This is a genomic window from Enterobacter sp. WP_7_1 (assembly GCF_003688535.1).
Lineage (GTDB): Bacteria > Pseudomonadota > Gammaproteobacteria > Enterobacterales > Enterobacteriaceae > Enterobacter > Enterobacter asburiae.
This window is the reverse complement of sequence record NZ_REFK01000004.1, coordinates 69,829-94,271: the sequence shown is the minus strand read 5'-3', so window position 1 is coordinate 94,271 and position 24,443 is coordinate 69,829. Positions and strand designations below refer to the sequence as shown.

At 55.5% G+C, this 24,443-nt stretch carries 18 protein-coding genes; 8 read left to right on the top strand and 10 right to left on the bottom strand.

Features of this window, described 5'->3' with window-relative positions:
• Window positions 1-7 precede the first annotated feature (7 nt).
• The 3 genes from BJ885_RS16725 to BJ885_RS16715 form a co-directional block, all read right to left on the bottom strand.
• Complete coding sequence (locus BJ885_RS16725; protein ID WP_029739678.1) at window positions 8-1,405, bottom strand: glycoside-pentoside-hexuronide (GPH):cation symporter; 1,398 nt, start codon at window positions 1,403-1,405, stop codon at window positions 8-10.
• Between the two features lie 164 nt (window positions 1,406-1,569).
• The gene (gene aroP / locus BJ885_RS16720) at window positions 1,570-2,940 is read right to left on the bottom strand and encodes an aromatic amino acid transporter AroP (RefSeq protein ID WP_029739677.1); all 1,371 of its coding nucleotides are present in this window, start codon (window positions 2,938-2,940) and stop codon (window positions 1,570-1,572) included.
• Between the two features lie 27 nt (window positions 2,941-2,967).
• Window positions 2,968-3,213 carry a hypothetical protein gene (locus BJ885_RS16715; protein ID WP_121932502.1) on the bottom strand — a complete coding sequence of 82 codons (246 nt, stop codon included), beginning with the start codon at window positions 3,211-3,213 and terminating at the stop codon, window positions 2,968-2,970.
• 263 nt (window positions 3,214-3,476) lie between these two features.
• Between BJ885_RS16715 and pdhR the strand changes: the two genes are divergently transcribed.
• The 4 genes from pdhR (at window position 3,477) to lpdA (ending at window position 10,547) form a co-directional block, all read left to right on the top strand.
• Entirely contained in the window at window positions 3,477-4,241 is a 765-nt protein-coding gene (gene pdhR, locus BJ885_RS16710) for a pyruvate dehydrogenase complex transcriptional repressor PdhR (RefSeq protein WP_008501960.1), read from the top strand.
• 123 nt (window positions 4,242-4,364) lie between these two features.
• Complete coding sequence (aceE, locus tag BJ885_RS16705) at window positions 4,365-7,028, top strand: pyruvate dehydrogenase (acetyl-transferring), homodimeric type (RefSeq protein ID WP_024907478.1); 2,664 nt, start codon at window positions 4,365-4,367, stop codon at window positions 7,026-7,028.
• Window positions 7,029-7,042: 14 nt separating this feature from the next.
• Window positions 7,043-8,947, top strand: coding sequence for a pyruvate dehydrogenase complex dihydrolipoyllysine-residue acetyltransferase (gene aceF / locus BJ885_RS16700; protein ID WP_121932503.1), 1,905 nt, complete (start codon window positions 7,043-7,045; stop codon window positions 8,945-8,947).
• A 175-nt stretch (window positions 8,948-9,122) separates the two neighbouring features.
• Entirely contained in the window at window positions 9,123-10,547 is a 1,425-nt protein-coding gene (gene lpdA / locus BJ885_RS16695) for a dihydrolipoyl dehydrogenase (RefSeq protein ID WP_121932504.1), read from the top strand.
• Window positions 10,548-10,601: 54 nt separating this feature from the next.
• Here lpdA and BJ885_RS16690 read toward each other — a convergent pair whose 3' ends face one another.
• Entirely contained in the window at window positions 10,602-11,393 is a 792-nt protein-coding gene (locus BJ885_RS16690; RefSeq protein WP_121932535.1) for a DUF2950 family protein, read from the bottom strand.
• Window positions 11,394-11,403: 10 nt separating this feature from the next.
• Window positions 11,404-12,963, bottom strand: a complete 1,560-nt coding sequence (locus tag BJ885_RS16685; protein WP_121932505.1) for a DUF3300 domain-containing protein — start codon at window positions 12,961-12,963, stop codon at window positions 11,404-11,406.
• 399 nt (window positions 12,964-13,362) lie between these two features.
• On the opposite strand from BJ885_RS16685, the gene acnB reads away from it, so the two are divergent.
• Together acnB and yacL are read left to right on the top strand one after the other, a co-directional pair.
• Complete coding sequence (acnB, locus tag BJ885_RS16680; RefSeq protein WP_121932506.1) at window positions 13,363-15,960, top strand: bifunctional aconitate hydratase 2/2-methylisocitrate dehydratase; 2,598 nt, start codon at window positions 13,363-13,365, stop codon at window positions 15,958-15,960.
• Window positions 15,961-16,150: 190 nt separating this feature from the next.
• On the top strand, window positions 16,151-16,513 hold the full coding sequence (gene yacL / locus BJ885_RS16675; RefSeq protein ID WP_023310423.1) for a protein YacL: 363 nt from the start codon (window positions 16,151-16,153) through the stop codon (window positions 16,511-16,513).
• 31 nt (window positions 16,514-16,544) lie between these two features.
• Here yacL and speD read toward each other — a convergent pair whose 3' ends face one another.
• From speD to BJ885_RS16660, 3 genes are all read right to left on the bottom strand, one after another.
• Complete coding sequence (speD, locus tag BJ885_RS16670; RefSeq protein ID WP_023334531.1) at window positions 16,545-17,339, bottom strand: adenosylmethionine decarboxylase; 795 nt, start codon at window positions 17,337-17,339, stop codon at window positions 16,545-16,547.
• A complete protein-coding gene (gene speE / locus BJ885_RS16665; RefSeq protein ID WP_047646644.1) occupies window positions 17,340-18,209 on the bottom strand; it encodes a polyamine aminopropyltransferase in 870 nt (289 codons plus the stop codon).
• 114 nt (window positions 18,210-18,323) lie between these two features.
• Window positions 18,324-18,671, bottom strand: coding sequence for a YacC family pilotin-like protein (locus BJ885_RS16660; protein ID WP_121425082.1), 348 nt, complete (start codon window positions 18,669-18,671; stop codon window positions 18,324-18,326).
• A gap of 145 nt (window positions 18,672-18,816) precedes the next feature.
• Here BJ885_RS16660 and cueO point away from each other — a divergent pair, with 145 nt between their 5' ends.
• On the top strand, window positions 18,817-20,385 hold the full coding sequence (gene cueO / locus BJ885_RS16655; protein WP_121932507.1) for a multicopper oxidase CueO: 1,569 nt from the start codon (window positions 18,817-18,819) through the stop codon (window positions 20,383-20,385).
• 135 nt (window positions 20,386-20,520) lie between these two features.
• Here cueO and BJ885_RS16650 read toward each other — a convergent pair whose 3' ends face one another.
• Window positions 20,521-22,911, bottom strand: coding sequence for a glucose/quinate/shikimate family membrane-bound PQQ-dependent dehydrogenase (locus BJ885_RS16650; RefSeq protein WP_047646646.1), 2,391 nt, complete (start codon window positions 22,909-22,911; stop codon window positions 20,521-20,523).
• A gap of 208 nt (window positions 22,912-23,119) precedes the next feature.
• On the opposite strand from BJ885_RS16650, the gene hpt reads away from it, so the two are divergent.
• Complete coding sequence (hpt, locus tag BJ885_RS16645) at window positions 23,120-23,656, top strand: hypoxanthine phosphoribosyltransferase (RefSeq protein ID WP_008501948.1); 537 nt, start codon at window positions 23,120-23,122, stop codon at window positions 23,654-23,656.
• A gap of 61 nt (window positions 23,657-23,717) precedes the next feature.
• Here the strand turns inward: hpt and can are convergent, their stop codons facing one another.
• Window positions 23,718-24,380 (bottom strand): carbonate dehydratase, encoded by a 663-nt coding sequence (gene can, locus BJ885_RS16640; RefSeq protein ID WP_008501947.1) that lies wholly within the window; start codon window positions 24,378-24,380, stop codon window positions 23,718-23,720.
• Between the last annotated feature and the right edge of the window lie 63 nt (window positions 24,381-24,443).

Genomic DNA, 24,443 nt, shown 5'->3' with positions numbered 1-24,443 from the left:
GCTTTCCTTATTTAGTCTCAGCGGCTTTGAGTTCCTGATAATCATTCAGCTCGCGGTAGTTGCTGCGGCGTTTTTCCAGATCGGACTGGATCTGCTTCATGGTTTCGCGGTCCACTTTCAGCAGGCGCACCACGCCCGCGGTAATCAAGTATCCAACGCCGGGAATAACGGTAAACAGCAGCACGATCCCGTTGATGGCGTCCGCGCTCTGCGCTTTTGCGCCCGCGTCATAGCCGTACCAGGAGAGCAGGAAGCCGACCATCGCCCCGGCAATCGCCAGCCCCAGCTTCAGGAAGAAGATGTTGCCGGAGAAGCTGATCCCGGTGATGCGCTTACCGGTCTTCCACTCGCCGTAGTCGTCCACGTCGGCCATCAGCGACCAGTGCAGCGGAGACGGGATCTGGTGCAGGATGTTCAGCAGGAAGTAGAGCACCACGATGGTGACGGTGGCTTTCGGGTCGAAGAAATAAAAGGCGGTTGAGAAAATCGCCAGAACGATATTGGTCCAGAAGAAGACCTTGAGCTTACACCAGCGGTCGGTCAGCACTTTTGCCAGCACGCTGCCGAGCATCATGCCGACCACGCCCAGGCTGATAAACAGCGTGGCGAAGTGGGTGCTCTGGCCCATCACCCAGGTGACGTAATACATGGTGGCCGCCATGCGGATAAAGCCCGGGCAGACGTTGCACAGGGTCAGGAGCAGAATGCGTACCCACTGGTCGTTCTTCCACACGTCTTTGAGATCGTTTTTCAGCTCGTCGTTGGTCTGTACCGCCGGGCGCACGCGCTCGCGCACGGTGGCGAAGCAGAACAGAAACATGCAGGTCCCAATCAGCGCCAGCACGGTCATCGCCATCTGATAGCCTTTGGCCTTATTGTCCCCACCAAACCAGTCGGCCATCGGCAGTAGCGTTAATGAGAGCAGCAGCGTGGCGATCCCGACCAGCACGAAGCGATACGACTGGCAGGCCACGCGTTCTTTTGGATCGTTGGTGATTACCCCTCCTAAGGAGCAGTAAGGGATGTTGATGGCCGTATAGGTCAAAGAGAGCAGGAAGTAGGTGACAAACGCATAGATAACTTTGCTGTTATAGCTCCACTCCGGCGTGGTGAACATCAGGATGCTGAACAGCGCGTAGGGGAAGGCGATCCACAGCAGCCATGGACGAAATCGGCCATATTTACTGCGGGTACGGTCGGCAATCGCGCCCATAATTGGGTCCGTTACGGCGTCAATTACGCGGACGGAAAGCAGCAGCACGCCGACCAGCGCAGGGGCGAGGCCAAAAATATCCGTATAAAAATAGTTAACAAACAGCATGATGGCGCCGAAGATGATGTTGCATCCCGCGTCGCCCATCCCATAGCCGATCTTTTCTTTTACTGACAGTGTGTTGTTATCCATCGACAGCTCTCCGGTTTACGGTATGGAGAGAATTATTTGCTGGCAAAGGAATATATGCGTTGCAGTATCAGGGCGGTGATATGGATAAATGCGCTGTGGGCGTGAAAGTGTGAGGGAGATAACAACGCGCGGCACCCGCAAAAGCAGGCGCCGCGGAGAGAGGCTTAGTGTGCTTTCATAGCATTACGGCTTTTCTGGCTGAACAGATAGCCCACGCCAAGGATCGCAATCCAGACCGGGATCAGGTAGACGGAAATCGCCATACCCGGGGTGATCAGCATGATCACCAGCACAGCCGCCATGAACACCAGGCACACCCAGTTGCCCAGCGGGTAAAGCAGGGCAGGGAAGCGGGTGGTGACGCCCTGCTGCTGCTTGGCGCGGCGGAACTTCATGTGCGCCAGGCTGATCATCGCCCAGTTGATGACCAGGGCAGAGACCACCAGCGCCATCAGCAGGCCAAACGCCGATTCCGGTGCCATATAGTTAATGAGCACGCACAGCGCGGTCACAACCGCCGAAACCAGAATCGTGTTTACCGGCACGCCGCGCTTATCGACGTTGAGCAGCGCTTTTGGCGCGTTGCCCTGCTGGGCCAGGCCGAACAGCATCCGGCTGTTGCAGTATACGCAGCTGTTGTAAACGGAGAGCGCTGCGGTCAGAACAACCACGTTGAGTGCGTTTGCTACAAAGGTATCGCCCAGCTCGTGGAAAATCAGCACAAACGGGCTGGTGTCGGCGGTCACGCGCGTCCACGGCAGCAGGGAGAGCAGCACGGCCAGCGAGCCCACATAGAAGATCAGGATGCGGTAGATAACCTGGTTAGTGGCTTTTGGAATGCTCTGCTCCGGGTTGTCGGCTTCCGCGGCGGTGATGCCCACCAGCTCCAGGCCGCCGAAGGAGAACATGATAATGGCCATCATCATCACCAGGCCGGTCATGCCGTGAGGCAGGAATCCGCCCTGTTCCCAGAGGTTGCGCACGGTTGCCTGCGGGCCGCCGTTGCCGCTGAACAGCAGCCAGCCGCCGAAGATGATCATCGCCACTACGGCAATCACCTTAATAATGGCAAACCAGAACTCCATTTCACCGAACACTTTTACGTTGGTCAGGTTAATGGCGTTAATAATGACGAAGAAAGCCGCTGCGGAGGCCCAGGTTGGGATCTCGGGATACCAGAACTGAATGTATTTCCCGACGGCGGTAAGCTCAGCCATGGCAACCAGAACGTACAGCACCCAGTAGTTCCAGCCCGATGCAAAACCGGCAAAGCTGCCCCAGTATTTATAGGCAAAGTGGCTGAAGGAGCCTGCGACCGGCTCTTCAACGACCATTTCACCCAGCTGGCGCATAATCAGAAAGGCAATAAAACCGGCTATCGCGTAACCCAAAATAATGCCGGGACCGGCTGACTGGATAACGGACGCGCTGCCCAGAAACAGGCCGGTACCAATCGCACCGCCCAGTGCGATGAGCTGTATATGGCGGTTTTTAAGCCCGCGCTTTAGCTGATCGCCGTGCTGTTGAGCTTCCATTTGAAACCTCGTGTGTGGTTGTTATGTTCACGCTGTGCGTGTGTAATTATGAAAATCCATATCTGTATTTATTTCTTTACGGTTAACGAGACCGAAAAAAGCGGAGATGACTTCCGTAAGCGCAAGAATAGTGGTAAGCGCCAGCGAATGCACCTGCTTTATGAAAGGGTGATGACGACTTGAATAAAAAGAAAGCATTTGTAAATCGGCCCGCTTATTCGTACTAACCCAACCTATAGAATAGAAATGCGCCATAAGTGGGCGAATTTTCATTATTTGCCTTGTTGAATCGCTTCAGATTGCAAAAACCCTCGTTTCATTATGGTTAAAACTCCCTCTTAAGGAGTAATCAACTCATTTGTGCAAAGTTACATTTCTGAAACGTTATTTCTGTAAGGTTGTTAAAATGTGCAGGGTTTACTGATTTCAATCAAAACCAATATGGACAGAAGGTGAATACTTTGTTACTTTAGCGATACGAAATAGAAATTGGTAAGACCAATTGACTCCGGGCAAAAAGGCGTAAGACAGGGAATATGGCCTACAGCAAAATTCGCCAACCAAAACTATCTGATGTGATTGAGCAGCAGCTGGAGTTTTTAATCCTCGAAGGGACTCTGCGCCCGGGTGAGAAACTTCCGCCAGAACGCGAGCTGGCAAAACAGTTCGACGTTTCACGTCCCTCTCTGCGTGAGGCGATTCAACGTCTCGAAGCAAAGGGCTTGCTGCTTCGTCGCCAGGGCGGCGGAACCTTTGTGCAAAACAGCCTGTGGCAGAGCTTCAGTGATCCGCTGGTAGAACTTCTCTCTGACCACCCAGAATCCCAGTTTGACCTGCTTGAGACCCGTCACGCGCTTGAAGGTATTGCGGCCTATTACGCCGCCCTTCGCAGCACTGATGAAGATCGCGTGCGTATCCGCGAACTGCATCAGGCCATTGAACGGGCACAGCAGTCCGGCGACTTAGACGCCGAGTCCAGCGCCGTCGTCCAGTATCAAATTGCCGTCACCGAAGCGGCCCACAACGTGGTGCTCCTCCATCTGCTACGCTGCATGGAGCCCATGCTGGCCCAGAACGTTCGTCAGAATTTTGAATTGTTGTATGCCCGTCGGGACATGCTCCCACTGGTAAGCAACCATCGCACCCGAGTATTCGAGGCGATAATGGCCGGGGAACCGGAGCAGGCGCGCGAAGCGTCGCACCGCCATCTGGCTTTCATTGAGGAAATCTTGCTGGACCGCAGCCGTGAACAATCGCGTCGCGAACGTTCATTACGCCGCATACAGCAACGAAAGGATTAAGCGCCAGGTACTTTTAGAGCGCGGCAACTAAACGCAGAACCTGTCTTATTGTGTTCTTGCCCAAGAGCACAATGGGACAGGTTCCAGACAAATCAACGTATTAGATAGATAAGGAATACCCCCATGTCAGAACGTCTCCAAAATGACGTGGATCCGATCGAAACTCGCGACTGGCTACAGGCGATCGAATCGGTCATCCGTGAAGAAGGTGTTGAGCGCGCTCAGTATCTGATTGATCAGCTGCTTTCTGAAGCCCGCAAAGGCGGTGTGAAGGTTGCTTCAGGTGCAGGGGCTAGCAACTACGTAAACACGATTGCCGTCGAAGACGAACCGGAATACCCGGGCAATCTGGATCTGGAACGTCGTATCCGTTCTGCAATCCGCTGGAACGCCATCATGACCGTTCTGCGCGCATCCAAGAAAGACCTGGAACTGGGTGGCCACATGGCGTCCTTCCAGTCTTCTGCGACCGTTTACGAAGTGTGCTTCAACCACTTCTTCCGTGCAGCGAACGAGAAAGACGGCGGCGATCTGGTGTACTTCCAGGGCCACATCTCTCCGGGCATCTATGCACGTGCATTCCTGGAAGGTCGTCTGACTGAAGAGCAGATGAACAACTTCCGTCAGGAAGTACACGGTAAAGGTCTGTCTTCTTACCCGCACCCTAAACTGATGCCTGAATTCTGGCAGTTCCCGACCGTATCTATGGGTCTGGGCCCAATCGGTGCGATCTATCAGGCTAAATTCCTGAAATACCTGGAACACCGTGGTCTGAAAGACACTTCTGAGCAGACCGTTTACGCCTTCCTGGGCGACGGCGAAATGGATGAGCCAGAATCCAAAGGTGCGATCACCATCGCAACCCGTGAGAAGCTGGACAACCTGTGCTTCATCATCAACTGTAACCTGCAGCGTCTGGATGGTCCGGTAACCGGTAACGGCAAGATCATCAACGAACTGGAAGGCATCTTCGCAGGTGCTGGCTGGAACGTGATCAAAGTCATGTGGGGCGGTCGTTGGGATGAGCTGCTGCGTAAAGACACCAGCGGTAAACTGATCCAGCTGATGAACGAAACCGTTGACGGTGACTACCAGACCTTCAAATCCAAAGACGGTGCCTACGTTCGTGAGCACTTCTTCGGCAAATATCCTGAAACCGCAGCACTGGTTGCAGACTGGACTGATGAGCAGATCTGGGCTCTGAACCGCGGTGGTCACGATCCGAAGAAAGTCTACGCTGCACTGAAAAAAGCGCGTGAAACTAAAGGTAAAGCGACTGTAATCCTGGCCCATACCATCAAAGGTTACGGCATGGGTGATACCGCAGAAGGTAAAAACATCGCTCACCAGGTTAAGAAAATGAACATGGACGGCGTGCGTTATATCCGCGACCGTTTCAACGTTCCAGTGACCGATGAGCAGGTAGAAAACCTGTCTTACATCACCTTCCCGGAAGGTTCTGAAGAGCACAAGTACCTGCACGAACGTCGTCAGGCGCTGAAAGGCTACCTGCCAGCTCGTCAGCCTAACTTCACCGAGAAGCTGGAACTGCCAGCGCTGGAAGACTTCTCTCAGCTGCTGGAAGAGCAGAACAAAGAGATCTCCACCACCATCGCTTTCGTTCGTGCCCTGAACGTGATGCTGAAGAACAAGTCGATCAAAGATCGTCTGGTTCCAATCATCGCCGACGAAGCGCGTACTTTCGGTATGGAAGGTCTGTTCCGTCAGATCGGTATCTACAGCCCGAACGGCCAGCAGTACACCCCGCAGGACCGTGAGCAGGTTGCATACTACAAAGAAGACGAGAAAGGTCAGATCCTGCAGGAAGGTATCAACGAGCTGGGCGCAGGCGCATCCTGGCTGGCTGCTGCGACCTCTTACAGCACCAACAACCTGCCGATGATCCCGTTCTACATCTACTACTCCATGTTCGGGTTCCAGCGTATCGGTGACCTGTGCTGGCAGGCAGGCGACCAGCAGGCTCGCGGCTTCCTGGTAGGCGGTACCTCCGGTCGTACGACTCTGAACGGTGAAGGTCTGCAGCACGAAGATGGCCACAGCCACATTCAGTCTCTGACTATCCCTAACTGTATCTCTTACGATCCGTCTTACGCGTACGAAGTGGCAGTCATCATGCATGACGGTCTGCAGCGCATGTACGGTGAAGCGCAAGAGAACATTTACTACTACATCACCACCCTGAACGAAAACTACCACATGCCGGCAATGCCAGCAGGTGCCGAGGAAGGTATCCGTAAAGGTATCTATAAACTCGAAACCATCGAAGGTAGCAAAGGTAAAGTTCAGCTGCTGGGCTCCGGCTCTATCCTGCGTCACGTACGTGAAGCAGCGCAGATCCTGGCGAAAGACTACGGTGTGGGTTCCGACGTGTACTCTGTGACTTCCTTCACTGAACTGGCGCGTGATGGCCAGGATTGTGAGCGCTGGAACATGCTGCACCCAATGGAAACCCCACGCGTTCCGTACATCGCTCAGGTGATGAACGATGCGCCAGCGGTGGCGTCTACTGACTATATGAAACTGTTCGCAGAGCAGGTTCGTACTTACGTTCCAGCTGATGATTATCGCGTACTGGGTACTGACGGCTTCGGTCGTTCTGACAGCCGCGAAAACCTGCGTCACCACTTCGAAGTTGATGCTTCTTACGTGGTTGTAGCAGCACTGGGCGAACTGGCTAAACGTGGCGAAATCGATAAGAAAGTGGTTGCGGACGCAATCACCAAATTCAACATCGATGCAGAAAAAGTTAACCCGCGTCTGGCGTAAGAGGTAAAAGAATAATGGCTATCGAAATCAATGTACCGGACATCGGGGCTGATGAAGTTGAAATCACCGAGATCCTGGTCAAAGTAGGCGACAAAGTTGAAGCTGAACAGTCGCTGATCACCGTAGAAGGCGACAAAGCCTCTATGGAAGTCCCGTCTCCTCAGGCTGGCATCGTTAAAGAGATCAAAGTCTCTGTTGGCGATAAAACCGAGACTGGCAAACTGATCATGATTTTCGATTCCGCCGACGGTGCAGCAGCTGCTGCACCTGCGCAGGAAGAGAAGAAAGCCGCTCCGGCCGCCGCTGCTCCAGCAGCTGCCGCGAGCGCGAAAGAAGTGAACGTGCCTGACATCGGCGGTGACGAAGTTGAAGTCACTGAAATCCTGGTGAAAGTGGGCGACACCGTTGCGGCTGAGCAGTCACTGATCACCGTAGAAGGCGACAAAGCCTCTATGGAAGTGCCGGCGCCGTTCGCGGGTACCGTTAAAGAGATCAAGATCAACACCGGCGACAAAGTGTCTACCGGGTCGCTTATCATGATCTTCGAAGTGGCGGGTGCTGCACCTGCTGCCGCGCCTGCGCAGGCCGCTGCTCCGGCTCCGGCTGCTGCACCAGCAGCTGCTGGCGGCGCGAAAGACGTTAACGTACCGGACATCGGCGGTGACGAAGTTGAAGTGACCGAAGTGATGGTGAAAGTGGGCGACAAAGTTGCCGCTGAACAGTCACTGATCACCGTTGAAGGCGACAAAGCTTCTATGGAAGTCCCTGCGCCGTTCGCGGGTACCGTTAAAGAGATCAAAATCAGCACCGGCGACAAAGTGTCTACCGGCTCTCTGATCATGGTCTTCGAAGTGGAAGGCGCTGCGCCTGCCGCAGCACCGGCTGCCGCGGCTGCTCCAGCACCGGCTGCTGCACCGGCTCAGGCTGCTAAACCAGCCGCTGCCCCTGCTGCTAAAGCAGAAAAATCTGAGTTCGCTGAAAACGACGCTTACGTCCACGCGACCCCGCTGATTCGTCGCCTGGCGCGCGAATTCGGTGTGAACCTGGCGAAAGTAAAAGGAACCGGCCGTAAGGGTCGTATCCTGCGCGAAGACGTTCAGACCTACGTGAAAGACGCGGTGAAACGCGCCGAAGCTGCACCTGCTGCACCTGCTGCAGCCGCTGGCGGCGGTATCCCGGGCATGCTGCCATGGCCGAAAGTGGACTTCAGCAAGTTCGGCGAAATCGAAGAAGTGGAGCTGGGCCGCATCCAGAAAATCTCTGGTGCTAACCTGAGCCGTAACTGGGTGATGATCCCGCACGTTACGCACTTCGATAAGACCGATATCACCGATCTGGAAGCATTCCGTAAACAGCAGAACGCTGAAGCAGAGAAGCGTAAACTGGACGTGAAATTCACCCCAGTAGTCTTCATCATGAAAGCCGTTGCCGCTGCCCTTGAGCAGATGCCACGCTTCAACAGCTCCCTGTCCGAAGACGGCCAGAAGCTGACGCTGAAGAAATACATCAACATCGGTGTTGCGGTTGATACGCCAAATGGTCTGGTTGTTCCGGTCTTCAAAGACGTGAACAAGAAGAGCATCACTGAGCTGTCCCGTGAACTGACCGTGATCTCCAAGAAAGCGCGTGATGGTAAGCTGACTGCCGGCGAAATGCAGGGCGGCTGCTTCACTATCTCCAGCATCGGCGGCCTGGGTACCACCCACTTCGCACCGATTGTTAACGCGCCGGAAGTGGCTATCCTCGGTGTGTCCAAGTCCGCGATGGAGCCGGTGTGGAATGGCAAAGAGTTCGTGCCGCGTCTGATGATGCCAATCTCTCTGTCCTTCGACCACCGCGTGATCGACGGTGCTGATGGTGCGCGCTTCATCACCATCATCAACAACATGCTGAGCGACATTCGCCGCCTGGTGATGTAATCGAAAAGCCGGCCAGTCGGCCGGCTTTTTTCTGATAATCTCATGGTGTTTGTGAGGTTATTGGCGAAAGCGACAATTCGTGAGCCGTTTGTTGTTTCAAAATTGTTAACAATTTTGTAAACTGCGGGCGGATAGAACGACCCGGTGGACGACGGGTATAAATTAAGAGGTCATGATGAGCACAGAAATCAAAACTCAGGTCGTAGTACTTGGGGCAGGCCCGGCAGGTTACTCCGCAGCATTCCGTGCAGCGGATTTAGGTCTGGAAACCGTCATCGTAGAACGTTACAGCACCCTCGGCGGTGTTTGTCTGAACGTCGGCTGTATCCCTTCTAAAGCGCTGCTGCACGTAGCGAAAGTTATCGAAGAAGCCAAAGCGCTGGCTGAACACGGTATCGTCTTCGGCGAGCCGAAAACCGATATCGACAAAATTCGTACCTGGAAAGAGAAAGTTATCACTCAGCTGACCGGCGGTCTGGCGGGTATGGCCAAAGGCCGTAAAGTGAAAGTGGTAAACGGTCTGGGTAAATTCACCGGTTCGAACACCCTGGAAGTGGAAGGCGAAAACGGCAAAACCGTGATCAACTTCGACAACGCGATCATCGCGGCAGGCTCTCGCCCAATCGAACTGCCATTCATTCCGCATGAAGATCCACGCGTGTGGGATTCCACCGATGCGCTGGAGCTGAAAACCGTTCCTAAGCGTCTGCTGGTAATGGGCGGCGGTATCATCGGTCTGGAAATGGGTACCGTGTACCATGCTCTGGGTTCAGAGATCGACGTGGTTGAAATGTTCGACCAGGTTATCCCGGCTGCCGACAAAGACATCGTTAAAGTCTTCACCAAACGCATCAGCAAGAAATTCAACCTGATGCTGGAAACCAAAGTGACTGCCGTTGAAGCGAAAGAAGACGGTATTTACGTTTCCATGGAAGGCAAAAAAGCCCCATCCGAACCACAGCGTTACGACGCCGTGCTGGTGGCTATCGGCCGTGTGCCGAACGGTAAAAACCTCGACGCGGGCAAAGCTGGCGTGGAAGTGGACGACCGTGGCTTTATCCGCGTTGACAAGCAGCTGCGCACTAACGTGCCGCACATCTTTGCTATCGGCGATATCGTTGGTCAGCCAATGCTGGCGCACAAAGGTGTTCACGAAGGTCACGTTGCCGCTGAAGTTATCGCCGGCATGAAGCACTACTTCGATCCGAAAGTTATTCCATCTATCGCATACACCGAGCCAGAAGTGGCATGGGTGGGTCTGACCGAGAAAGAAGCGAAAGAGAAAGGCATCAGCTACGAAACCGCCACCTTCCCGTGGGCTGCTTCTGGCCGTGCTATCGCTTCCGACTGCGCTGATGGTATGACCAAACTGATCTTCGACAAAGAGACTCACCGCGTCATCGGTGGTGCGATTGTCGGTACCAACGGCGGCGAACTGCTGGGTGAAATCGGTCTGGCTATCGAAATGGGCTGTGACGCTGAAGACATCGCGTTGACCATCCACGCTCACCCGACTCTGCACGAGTCCGTGGGCCTGGCGGCAGAAGTGTTTGAAGGCAGCATCACCGACCTGCCAAACGCGAAAGCGAAGAAGAAATAAGTTTCTTCAGATGAAAAAAAAGCGGCCAATGGCCGCTTTTTTTATGCGCTGCGTTTAGGGGGCCACGGGCTGCCAGGTTTTATCAGGGCTATAGGCGGCTAGCGCCCGGGCTTTCTGCTCTGAATCGCTGCCGAGATCGGACTGATACACCTTGTCGTCCTGGTTTATCACAAAGCTCATGACGCCCGTCTGACCGTAGCTGACCGGCCAGGCAACCATCGCGAAACCGTCATTATCCGGCAGGATGCGGAAGCGATAGCCGTGATAGCCGGTACCCGGCTCTTTCGGGCTAAATGCCGGGCCGAGCGGGCTGGGCGCTTCGCCGGGCGAGGCTGGCCAGTACAAACCGTCTTTTTTGCCTTTCGAGCTGACAATCTTCTGCGCATATTTCTGGTTCATCGCAAAATAGCTTTGCTGCGCATCAACATAGGCATGTAAGGCTTCAATGGCGGCGAGCTCGTTACGCCCGATTTCACGGGTCAGGATCTCTTCAGCCCCTTCTTTGATGTCGAACTGCCAGCCGGCAGAGGTTTTGATCACCGGGATGGGAAGCTGCCAGCCGCTGTCTCCGACAACCAGATGCGCCGTATCCCCTTCAACAACCGTGTTGTGACGGACGTTCCAGTCGCGCAGGAAGCGATCGACAGCATCCGGATCAACGCCCTCAGGGGGCAGAAAATCGCGCCAGTTCTCTCCGAGCAGGTCGGTCATCGCGCTCTCATTTTGCTCACTGATGGCTTTGGTCAGCGCATCGGTTGCCTGAGCGGGCGTGCTAAAAGACTGCTGCGCCATCACCGAGGCCGAAAGCATGAACAACACCATTCCGCTGAGTAGTTTACGTTTCATGTCGGTTCCCTTAGCGATGTCGAATTTCACGGCGTTCAGCACGTCCACCAGACGCCTGACGCGGCTGCTGCTGGCGCGCAGCGAGCTGTCTGCTTTGCGCACCGCGCTGCTGCTGCGCCTGCCAGTTCGCCGAGCGGCTGTCGTTACCGCTCAGCGCATTGGCCCGGGGCTGGCTGCTTCGCTGCTGGAGAGAGCGTTGCTGCGCGGGCTGTGCAACCCGCTTCTCTTGTCTCTGCGCGGTGGTCTGGCGGTTTTCTCGCTGCTGCGTGGTGCTCCGCTTCGCCGTCTGCGGTTTAGTGTCGTAGCCACGGTAGTTATTGCGCTGCGAAATCTGCTTCAGCTGTTCGCCTGAGGCCTGACGCTGCACGTCTTTCGTTCCGGTGCGCGCCGTTTGGGGGAAGGTTTTACCCGTGGATTTCTCCATCTGGCTCAGCGCGGCCTGACGCTGGCTATCGCGGTTAACCGGTTTTTGCTGCGCTGAGCTGAGCCCTGTTGCCGTGTTGGTGGAGTGGAAGCGAGTGTTGAGCTGGTTAGTCGGGTAGGGCACGCCTTCCCGGTAGGCCGGGTTGTGCTGCCAGTTGCGGTTGGCGTCCGTCAGACGCTGTCCGCTGATTTTATTGAAGTTCTCAACGTTGATATTGATATTGTTATCACCGTTGCGGTTATAGCCGCCGTGATTATCCCAGTCGCCATGGTGATGATCCCAGTCATCGTCATCATCCCAGTCGATGCTGCTGAAGATGGCATAGGTTGTGGCGACGCCCAGGCTGAAGCCTAAACCGTTTACGAAGCTGTTGCCAAACTGCTCCCCGGGTGTAGGCGGGAGATAGGTGGGCGGATAGGCGGCGTTTGGCCAGGTCCCGTAAACCGTATTGGGGTTATAGGTGGGGACGTAAACAACCTGCGGATCGGCAGATTCAATTTTGATTACCGTTGGGGCGGGCGCGGACGTCGTGGTTGTCGTTGCCTCAGCGGTGCTGGTTTTCGCTGGCGCCGGTTTTGTCACGGTGGTGACCGTCTGCTGGGGCGTGGATTGTAAAGCGCCGGTCTTCTGCGCCAGCGCGCGCAGGCGCTGAACGGAATCCATCACGTCCTTCGGCTGCGCGAGAAACGCATCACCCAGATTTTGTACCCACGGCGGGTTTTCACCCATCAGGGACATAAGCTGAGGAAACGCGACCAGCGATTTTACGCTGGGATCCCAGGGCTGGCTGGCAACGGCCTGAATCGCGGCGTCCCCTTCCATTTTAGGGTTGTCTTTGGACCACTGCGCCGCCTGGATCACGTTGGCCGGATAGGTCGATGCCATTAAAATTTGCGACAGCAGGGCATCCGGGTAGAGCGCGATGGGAGCAACCCATTGATCGATTTGCGCGGCAGTGTAGGCTGGCGCGACAAAAGGGGCGGGCTGGGCTGCGGCAGGCGCTGCCGGTGCAGCCGGTTGTTGTGCGACGGGGGCCGGCGCTGCGGGCTCCGTGGCGCGGCCTTTGACAAACATGACGCCCGAGGCGGCAAACAGCCCGGCACTGCACAAAAGGACGAGCAGATGTGGCTTAAAGGGCAACTTCATAAAATGACTCCAACGAGACAAGCGCTGTGCCGTGAGGCGTTACGGTTGGCGTGAGTATTATTCACCCGTCTTTTACTGTTTTGACTTTTATTGGGAAGCGTCCGGGGCGTCCGGATAAAGAGTGTGAGTATTTATTACACAATTATATCTGATGAAGAAAAAACTGAAGCGTCACGGTGCAGAAGATATCGCAAAAAGATGCCCTGAATCCCCGCTACACCATGCTTAACGATTCAGCAAATTTTTTAATGTTGCTTTTTTGTAAACGGATTAACACTGTGCAGAAATCCTGCTATGCTGCCCGACGCGGTATCGGGCATTTACCCTACAAACTGCTGTCTCACAGGAGCGTGAAGAGAACGCCCGCCGCATATGACAATGAGAGCGAGGAGAACCGTCGTGCTAGAAGAATACCGTAAGCACGTAGCAGAACGTGCCGCCGAGGGAATTGTACCCAAACCTTTAGATGCAACCCAAATGGCCGCGCTCGTCGAGCTGCTGAAGAACCCGCCCAAGGGCGAAGAAGAATTCCTGTTAGATCTGCTGATCAACCGCGTACCGCCTGGCGTAGATGAAGCTGCCTACGTAAAAGCCGGATTCCTTGCTGCTATCGCCAAAGGCGAAGCCTCCTCCCCACTGGTTACTCCTGAAAAAGCCATTGAACTGCTCGGCACCATGCAGGGTGGTTACAACATTCATCCGCTGATTGACGCGCTGGATAACGACAAGCTGGCACCGATTGCCGCTAAAGCGCTCTCTTCCACGCTGCTGATGTTCGATAACTTCTACGACGTAGAAGAAAAAGCCAAAGCAGGCAACGTCTATGCGAAGCAGGTGATGCAGTCCTGGGCTGATGCGGAATGGTTCCTGAACCGTCCTGCTCTGGCTGAAAAAATCACCGTGACCGTCTTTAAAGTGACCGGTGAAACCAACACCGATGACCTCTCACCGGCACCGGACGCGTGGTCTCGCCCGGATATCCCTCTGCACGCCCTGGCGATGCTGAAAAACGCCCGTGAAGGCATTGAGCCGGATCAGCCGGGCAGCGTCGGCCCGATCAAACAGATCGAAGCCCTGCAGGAGAAAGGTTACCCGCTGGCCTACGTGGGCGACGTTGTGGGTACCGGTTCTTCCCGTAAATCCGCAACCAACTCCGTGCTGTGGTTCATGGGTGACGACATCCCTCATGTGCCAAACAAGCGCGGCGGCGGCCTGTGCCTCGGCGGTAAAATTGCACCGATCTTCTTCAACACCATGGAAGATGCGGGCGCACTGCCAATCGAAGTTGACGTGAATAACCTGAACATGGGCGACGTGATTGACGTTTACCCGTTCAAAGGCGAAGTGCGCAACCACGAGACCAACGAGCTGCTGGCAAGCTTTGAGCTGAAAACCGACGTGCTGATCGACGAAGTGCGCGCCGGTGGCCGTATCCCGCTGATCATCGGTCGTGGCCTGACCACCAAAGCGCGCGAAGCGCTCGGTCTGCCGCACTCAGACGTGTTCCGTCAGGCGAAAGACGTGGCGGAAAGCGACCGCGGCTACTCTCTGGCGCAGAAAATGGTGGGTCGCGCTTGCGGCGTAGCCGGTATTCGTCCAGGCGCGTACTGCGAACCGAAAATGACCTCCGTGGGCTCTCAGGACACCACCGGTCCAATGACCCGTGACGAACTGAAAGACCTGGCGTGCCTGGGCTTCTCTTCTGACCTGGTGATGCAGTCCTTCTGCCACACGGCGGCCTATCCGAAGCCGGTTGACGTGACCACGCACCACACGCTGCCAGACTTCATTATGAACCGTGGCGGTGTGTCTCTGCGTCCGGGTGACGGCGTCATCCACTCCTGGCTGAACCGCATGCTGCTGCCTGATACCGTCGGTACCGGCGGTGACTCCCATACCCGTTTCCCAATCGGTATCTCTTTCCCGGCGGGCTCCGGTCTGGTGGCGTTTGCTGCAGCGACCGGCGTGATGCCGCTGGATATGCCGGAATCGGTGCTGGTGCGCTTCAAAGGTAAAATGCAGCCGGGTATCACCCTGCGCGACCTGGTTCACGCGATCCCGCTGTATGCGATTAAACAGGGCCTGCTGACCGTTGAGAAGAAAGGGAAGAAAAACATCTTCTCTGGCCGCATCCTGGAAATTGAAGGTCTGCCTGATCTGAAAGTAGAGCAGGCGTTCGAGCTGACCGATGCTTCCGCCGAGCGTTCTGCGGCGGGCTGTACCATCAAGCTGAACAAAGAGCCGATTATTGAGTATCTGAACTCTAACATCGTGCTGCTGAAGTGGATGATTGCAGAAGGCTACGGCGACCGTCGTACGCTGGAGCGCCGTATCCAGGGCATGGAAAAATGGCTGGCCGATCCGCAGCTGCTGGAAGCCGATGCTGACGCAGACTACGCGGCGGTGATCGACATCGATCTGGCGGATATCAAAGAGCCAATCCTTTGTGCACCGAACGATCCGGACGACGCGCGTCCGCTGTCTGAAGTGCAGGGCGAGAAGATCGACGAAGTGTTTATCGGTTCCTGCATGACCAACATCGGTCACTTCCGTGCTGCCGGTAAGCTGCTGGATACCCACAAAGGCCAGCTGCCAACCCGTCTGTGGGTGGCACCGCCAACCCGTATGGACGCGGCACAGCTGACCGAAGAGGGCTACTACAGCGTGTTTGGTAAGAGCGGTGCGCGTATCGAAATCCCTGGCTGTTCCCTGTGTATGGGCAACCAGGCGCGCGTAGCCGATGGTGCGACGGTGGTCTCCACCTCTACCCGTAACTTCCCGAACCGTTTAGGTACCGGTGCGAACGTCTTCCTGGCCTCTGCGGAGCTGGCGGCGGTTGCGGCGCTGATTGGCAAACTGCCAACGCCGGAAGAGTACCAGACCTTTGTGGCTCAGGTGGATAAGACCGCGGTGGATACCTATCGCTATCTGAACTTCGACCAGCTCTCTCAGTACACCGAGAAGGCCGACGGGGTTATCTTCCAGACGGCAGTATAAACAGCAAAACCGTCTCTACGAGACGGTTTTTAGTGTTTGCACCCTCTCCCGTGGGAGAGGGACGGGGTGAGGGCATCAGGCCGCAGGGTCTTGCTCTCACCTTTTTATTTTCATTCCTCCCACCTCTCACGCTTTTTTTCTTCCTCGCTGCTGCGATAATTACCTTAATGGCTTTGCAGAGGAAAACACTATGGATTACGAATTTCTGCGCGACATCACCGGAGTGGTGAAAGTGCGTATGTCGATGGGCCACGAAGCCGTTGGACACTGGTTTAACGAAGAGGTGAAAGAAAATCTCGCACTTCTTGATGAGGTTGAACAGGCGGCAAATACGGTGAAAGGCAGTGAACGCTCCTGGCAGCGCGCCGGGCATGAATACACGCTGTGGATGGACGGTGAAGAGGTCATGGTGCGTGCCAACCAGCTCGAGTTTTCAGGTGACGAGATGGAAGAGGGGATGAGCTACTACGACGAAGAGAGCCTGTCGATGTGCGGCGTAGAGGATTTCCTTCAGGTGGTAAATGCCTACCGCGACTTCATGAAACAGAAATAACAGACCGGAGCATCCCTGCTCCGGTTTGCTTTTACACGGCCGGAATATTGCGGCCGTAGTAGATTTCGCGCATCTCTTTCCAGAGCAGGTCAGTAATTGCCTTACGCTCTTCTTCGCTCAAATCTTCCGGCTTCGTGTGGAACATATAGTGCTTAAGGTCGAACTCCTTAAGTAACATCTTGGTATGGAAAATGTTTTCCTGATACACGTTCACGTCCATCATGTCGTAAAGCGATTTCATGTCGTCGGACATAAAGTTCTGGATGGAGTTGATCTCGTGGTCGATGAAGTGCTTCATGCCGTTAATATCGCGGGTAAAACCACGCACGCGATAGTCAATGGTGACGATGTCCGATTCCAGCTGGTGGATTAAATAGTTCAGCGCGTTCAGCGGGGAAATCACGCCGCAGGTCGACACTTCGATATCGGCGCGGAACGTACACAGCCCGCCTTCCGGGTGACTCTCCGGGTAGGTATGTACGCAGATATGGCTTTTATCAAGATGGGCTACAACCACTTCCGGCAGCGGGCCCGGATGCTCCGTTTTGTCGATAAGCTTAGGATCGACCGGCTCTTCGCTGACCAGTATGGTCACGCTGGCGCCCTGGGGTTCATAATCCTGTCGGGCGATGTTCAGGATGTTTGCGCCGATAATGGAACAGGTTTCTGACAGGATCTCGGTCAGACGGTTGGCGTTGTAGAGTTCGTCGATATAGGCGATGTAGCCATCGCGTTCTTCCGCTGTTTTGGCATAGCAGATATCGTAAATACAAAAACTCAGGCTTTTCGTCAGGTTGTTAAAGCCATGCAGTTTAAGCTTTTTCAATTAGCTCACCCCCTTAGTGGATAATGCGTCCTGCAGGTACTGCGGCAGGGCAAACGCTGCGGTGTGAATTGCCGGATTGTAGTATCGGCACTGAAGACCGGCCTGATGGAAGCGGGCCTGAATAATTTCGGTAGAGAGATGGCGTAATACGTCGTTATCCGTCGCCCAGGCAAAGGTCATGATCCCACCGTAATACGTCGGAATGGCCGCCTGATAGAAGCTGACATCATCGAAATAGGTGCTGAGCTTACGATGGCTGTCGAGCGCCTCATCCTGCTGCAGGAAGCAGACGCCGTTTTGTGCGACGAAGATCCCGCCAGGATTCAGGCAGCGCTTGCAGCCTTCGTAGAATGAGGAGGTAAACAGCGACGCGCCGGGGCCGATAGGGTCGGTGCAGTCGGAGATAATCACATCAAACGTTTGCGTGGTCTGGTTAACAAAATTGACGCCGTCGTCAATCACCAGGCTAAAGCGCGGATCGTCATAGCTACCGGCATTGTGGTTGGGCAGGTACTGGCGGCAGAAAGAGACGACACCCGCGTCGATTTCCACCATGGTGATGGTTTCAATGGAACGATGGCGGGACACTTCACGCAGCATTGCGCCGTCGCCACCGCCGATAATCAGGACATGCTTCGCGTGACCGTGCGCCAGCAGCGGGACGTGGGTCATCATCTCATGATAGATAAACTCATCTCGCTCGGTCGTTTGCACGACGCCGTCCAGCGCCATGACGCGGCCAAAGGCGGCATTCTCGAAGATGATGAGATCCTGGTGATCGGTTTTCTCATGATAGAGCACGTTATCAACGGCAAAGTACTGACCAAACTGGTCATGCAGTGTTTCATGCCACAACGTGTGGTCGGCCATAGCGAACTCCTCCTGTGTAAACATCCATTACGCTCACTAAAAATGAGCGAAACATGATAGCTAACTCTAACCGTGCTTGCACGGCCAGAGGTTCAACAGGGGGCGTCGGGAAGGTTATTTGACGTAGGCGAGCAGGCTGAGTGAATCACGAGCCAGCGCTTTGCATTTTTTGGCCGTGGGAATACCAATACCGCTTAGGTCACGGTAGCTGTCTTCGCCGAGCGCCTTCATGTCGAAGCTGTCGTAGTTGCTGAGATCCCACTGGTTCTGCTGGGCAAAAAAGACCAGCGCGCGGCGAATTTGCCCGTTGGGTAAATTCTGGTAGCCACAATCATTTTTCAGGAATACAAAAACCGCCGTTAAATCGGCCATATCTTCCGCTTCATTTTCACTTAGCGCATAGCTGTTCGCACACATCGCCATCAGGCTACCGAACAAAATTGTCCTGAAAAACATCTTCATTGCTTCTACCACTTCTTCACGGAAAATTAACGTTAGCATACTTGGTGCCGGTGCGACGATCTTTATTATTGCCGCTTGACTTGACCTTCCGGTAAGGGGAGGGTTTATGCTCAAAAGATCGCCTGCTGGAAATAAGGAAATGAACATGCAACGTCGTGATTTTTTAAAATATTCCGCTGTGCTGGGGGCTGCCAGCGCATTACCTCTCTGGAGCCGCGCGGTTTTCGCGGCTGACAGGCCCGCCTTACCCATCCCTGACTTAGTGACCGCCGACGCGCGAAGCCGTATCCAGCTTGTGGTGCAATCGGGCAAAACGACCTTTGGTGCAAATACCGCCACAACCTGGGGCTATAACGGAAATCTCCTTGGCCCGGCGCTCCAGCTGCGCAAAGGAAAAACCGTTACCGTCGATATCCATAACACGCTGTCGGAAGAGACGACGCTGCACTGGCACGGGCTGGAAGTGCCGGGCGAGGTGGACGGCGGGCCGCAAGGCATCATCAACGCGGGCGGTACGCGCAGCGTCACCTTTACGCCAGACCAGCGCGCGGCGACCTGCTGGTTCCACCCGCATCAGCATGGCAAAACGGGCCATCAGGTGGCGATGGGGCTGGCGGGGCTGGTGCTGATTGAAGACGACGAAAGCCGTCTGCTGCGCCTGCCGAAACAGTGGGGCATCGACGATGTACCGGTGATTGTGCAGGACAAGAAATTCAACGCTGACGGGCAAATTGACTACCAGCTGGACGTGATGAGCGCGGCGGTAGGCTGGTTTGGCGACACGCTGCTGACCAACGGCGCCATTTACCCGCAGCATGCCGCGCCGAAAGGCTGGCTGCGCCTGCGCCTGCTCAACGGCTGTAACGCACGCTCGCTCAATTTCGCCGCCAGCGATAAGCGCCCGCTGTACGTGGTAGCGAGCGACGGTGGCCTGCTGCCGGAGCCGGTGAAGGTGAGCGAGCTGCCGATGCTGATGGGCGAACGCTTTGAGGTGCTGGTGGACATCAGCGACGGCAAGCCGTTTGACCTCGTAACCCTGCCGGTTAGCCAGATGGGGATGGCGGTCGCACCGTTTGATAAGCCGCATCCGGTGCTGCGTATTCAGCCATTGCTGGTGGCCGCTTCCGGCACGCTGCCTGATACGTTAACCACGCTGCCAGCGCTCCCGTCGCTTGACGGGCTTACGCAGCGCAAGCTGCAGCTCTCCATGAACCCGATGCTTGATATGATGGGCATGCAGGCGCTGATGGCGAAATATGGCGATAAGGCGATGGCGGGGATGCAGCACGGCCAGATGATGGGACACATGAATATGGACCACGGCAAAATGGGCGGCATGGGGAACATGAATCACGGCGACCATGGCTTTGATTTCCACAACGCCAACATGATCAACGGCAAAGCGTTCGACATGAATACACCGATGTTTGCTGCGACAAAAGGGCAGTTTGAGCGCTGGGTGATTTCGGGCGAAGGGGACATGATGCTGCATCCGTTCCATATCCACGGCACACAGTTCCGCATTCTCACAGAGAACGGTAAAGCGCCTGATGCGCATCGCGCGGGCTGGAAAGATACGGTGAGAGTGGAGGGCGGCGTCAGCGAGGTGCTGGTGAAGTTTGACCACGACGCGCCGAAGGAGTTTGCCTATATGGCGCACTGCCACCTGCTGGAGCATGAGGATACGGGGATGATGCTCGGGTTCACTGTTTAAAACAGTGCGGCCTGATGCCTCACCCTGACCCTCTCCCACAAGGAGAGGGAACAAACACAAAAACGGCAACCGAAGTTGCCGTTTTGCATCTTTCCGTAGGCCGGGTAAGGCGTAGCCGCCACCCGGCTTTTTCAGTTACTTGTTTTCGTCAGGCAACGCATACGCGACGATGTAGTCGCCCATCTTCGTGCCAAACGAACCGTGACCACCCGCAGAGATGACAACGTACTGCTTGCCATTCACTTCATAGGTCATCGGCGTGGCCTGTCCACCAGCCGGCAGACGGCCCTGCCACAGTTTTTCACCGTTGGTCATGTTGTACGCGCGCAGGTAGTTATCTGCGGTTGCCGCGATGAACAGCACGTTACCGGCGGTGGAAATTGGGCCACCCAGCATTGGCATACCCATATTGAACGGCACCGGAACCGGCATTGGGAACGGCATGCTGTCCTGTGGCGTACCAATACGTTTTTTCCACACGATCTGGTTGGTTTTCAGATCCAGACCGGAGATATAACCCCAGGCAGGCTGTTTACACGGTAGACCAAACGGCGACAGGAACGGGTTCAGCGTTACGCCAAACGGCACGCCGTACTGCGGCTGAATGCCGGCTTCGGTACCGCTGCCTTTCGCGTCTTTCGGCTGCTCCATTGGGTTGCCCGGACCGCGTGGGATCAGGCGGGAAACGAACGGCAGCGCCATCGGGTTGGCAATCGCCACCTGACGGTTAGGGTCGACGGAGATCCCGCCCCACTCGAACATCCCCAGGTTACCCGGGAAGACCAGCGTGCCCTGCTCAGACGGCGGCGTGAAGATGCCTTCGTAGCGCAGCTGGTGGAACATCACGCGGCACACCAGCTGGTCAAACATGGTGGCGCCCCACATGTCCGCACCGCTGAGGTCTTTCTTCGGACGGAAGCTCAGGTCAGAGAACGGCTGGGTTTTGCTGACGTAATCGCCTTTCGCCGCGCCCTGCGGAACCGGTTTTTCCGGTGCAGGCACAACCAGCTTACCGTTGCTGCGATCCAGGACGAAGATGTTGCCCGTCTTGGCCGGAGCGTAGATCACCGGAACGGTTTTGCCGTCAACGGTAATGTCCGCCAGCGTCGGCTGGGACGGCATATCCATATCCCACAGATCGTGGTGAACGGTCTGATAGCTCCACGCCAGCTTGCCGGTGGTCGCGTTCAGCGCCACGATAGCGCTCGCATAACGCTCCTGCTCCGGCGTGCGGTTACCGCCCCAGATATCCGGTGTGGTCACACCCATTGGCAGGTAGACCAGGTCCAGCTTCGCGTCATACGCTGCTGGTGCCCAGGAGTTTGGCGAGTTAAAGGTAAAGGTGTGCTCGTCCGACGGAATCGCGTTGGGATCTTTCGCGCCCGGGTCGAAGGCCCACAGCAGTTTACCGGTGTTCACGTCGAAACCACGGATAACGCCGGAGGTTTCACGCGTGGAGAAGTTGTCCGTTACCGAACCGGCAATCACGATAGTTTTATCGGTGATGATTGGCGGCGAGGTTGGCTCATACAGACCCGGCGTGGTGTCAGGCATGTTGGTCTGCAGGTTCAGGATACCTTTGTTGGCAAAGGTTTCACACAGCTTGCCCGTTTCGGCATTGATAGCGAACAGACGGCCATCGTTCACCGGCAGCATGATGCGGCGAGGACAGTCGGCAACCACTTCCGGGCTGGCATTCTCGGCGCGCGCTTCGTGGTAAGAGACGCCGCGACAGGTGACGTGCTGGAAGGACGGGTTGGAGTTCAGCTGCGGATCGAAGTGCCATTTCTCTTTACCGGTGGCCGCGTCGAGCGCGAACAGACGCTGGTGCGCCGTACACAGGTAGAGCATATTGCCGACTTTAATCGGCGTGACTTCGTTGGTCAGCTCGCCCGGATCGTTCGGCATCTTCACATCGCCGGTACGGAATACCCAGGCTTCTTTCAGGTTCTTCACGTTGTCCGCGTTGATCTGCTTCAGCGGAGAGTAGCGTTGACCTTCCTGGTTACGACCATACGCAGGCCAGTCGCCGTCCGCCACCTGAGAGATAGCCGCAGCAGGCGTGGATTCCGCGTTCAGCGTACCGTTGATCTCCTGTGGGTCGTTAAAACCGGCCCAGGTCAGGATGCCGCCGGTAATCAGCAGGGCAACAACCAGGCCCGCCACCGCACCGCTGGAAGGCACAATCAGGCGACGCCAGACGAACGGCAGGATCAGCCAGATGCCAAAGAATACCAGGATGTCGCTCCGCGGCGTCAGTGCCCAGAAGTCAAACCCGACTTCCCAGACGCCCCAGATCATGGTGGCAAGAAGGAGGGCGGCATACAGCCACAGTGCAGATTGTTTTCTACGCAACAGCAGGACGGTTACGGCAACCATAACCAGACCCGCTATCGGGTAGTACCAGGAGCCGCCTAAAGCGACCAGCCAGACGCCACCGATTAACAGATACAGCGCGCAGAAGGCTGCGAATGCGGCTGTTAATGTCACCAGTAGACGCGGCTGTTTAGAGTTTGTTTCAGCCATAGAAAGTGTACTCGTCAGTTTTTGTTAATAATTTGCTAGCAACTAATTATAGGTATTAACAAGTGTGATCGGAATCACAATATTTGCTTTTTATAACTCATACGCCAGGGTTATCCATTTGCTGATATAATGGCGGGCTTGCGTATCGATGCCGGAGATGAATTCACCAGCATTGAGAGATTTTCATTAAAATCATTTGGTTAGTAATATGAAACATACTGTTGAAGTGATGATCCCGGAAGCCGAGATCAAAGCGCGTATCGCCGAACTGGGTCGTCAAATCACCGAACATTACAAGGACAGCGGCAGCGAAATGGTGCTGGTCGGTCTGTTGCGCGGCTCTTTCATGTTCATGGCAGACCTGTGCCGTGAAGTGCATGTGCCCCATGAGGTCGATTTTATGACCGCCTCCAGCTACGGCAGCGGCATGTCCACTACCCGTGATGTGAAAATCCTGAAAGATCTGGATGAAGATATTCGTGGCAAAGATGTGTTGATCGTTGAGGACATCATCGACTCCGGCAACACGCTGTCAAAAGTGCGCGAGATCCTGAGCCTGCGTGAACCAAAATCTCTGGCGATTTGTACGCTGCTGGATAAACCTGACCGTCGTGAAGTGCAGGTGCCGGTTGAGTTCGTGGGCTTCTCGATTCCGGACGAATTCGTCGTCGGTTACGGCATTGACTACGCGCAGCGTTATCGTCATCTGCCGTATGTTGGGAAAGTGGTATTGCTGGACGAGTAATGGCGGGCTGATGCCCTCGCCCCGGCCCTCTCCCACAGGGAGAGGGAGAACATCCCCGGCTTTATTTATGGTTCACATGCTTAAGCTGAAGGTTGGCAATCCCCGAACGGTAGCGCTGCTCCAGCGTTTCGCGGTTGGTGGCGGTCACTTCCAGATTGCGCAGCAGGCCATCGTGAATACCGTACGCCCAGCCGTGGATAGAAACCTTCTGCCCGCGTTTCCACGCTGATTGCATGATCGTTGAGTGGCCCAGGTTATACACCTGCTCCATCACGTTAAGTTCGCAAAGGGTATCCATGCGACGCTCCTGCGGCATTTCGCCCAGCAGTGAGCTATGTTTGAACCAGATATCGCGGATGTGCAGTAGCCAGTTATCAATGAGCCCCAGCTCCGTGTTTTCAACCGCCGCCTGCACGCCGCCGCAGCCATAATGGCCGCAAATGATGATGTGCTCGACTTGCAGAACGTCCACGGCATACTGAACAACAGAAAGACAGTTGAGATCGGTGTGAATCACGAGATTGGCGACATTGCGGTGAACAAACAGTTCGCCGGGTTCAAGGCCGGTCAGGCGCTCCGCCGGTACGCGGCTGTCGGAACATCCAATCCAGAGAAAGCGTGGGTTCTGCGCCTGCGCGAGTTTTCCAAAAAATCCGGGGTCTTCCTCCACCAGCATTTTTGACCATAGTGCATTGTTGCTGATGAGTGTATCTATGTTGTTCATGGAGGTTAGCGACCTGTAACCGAGTTATTGCGTTGCGCTACTATAGGGTAACCCGACTTTTAA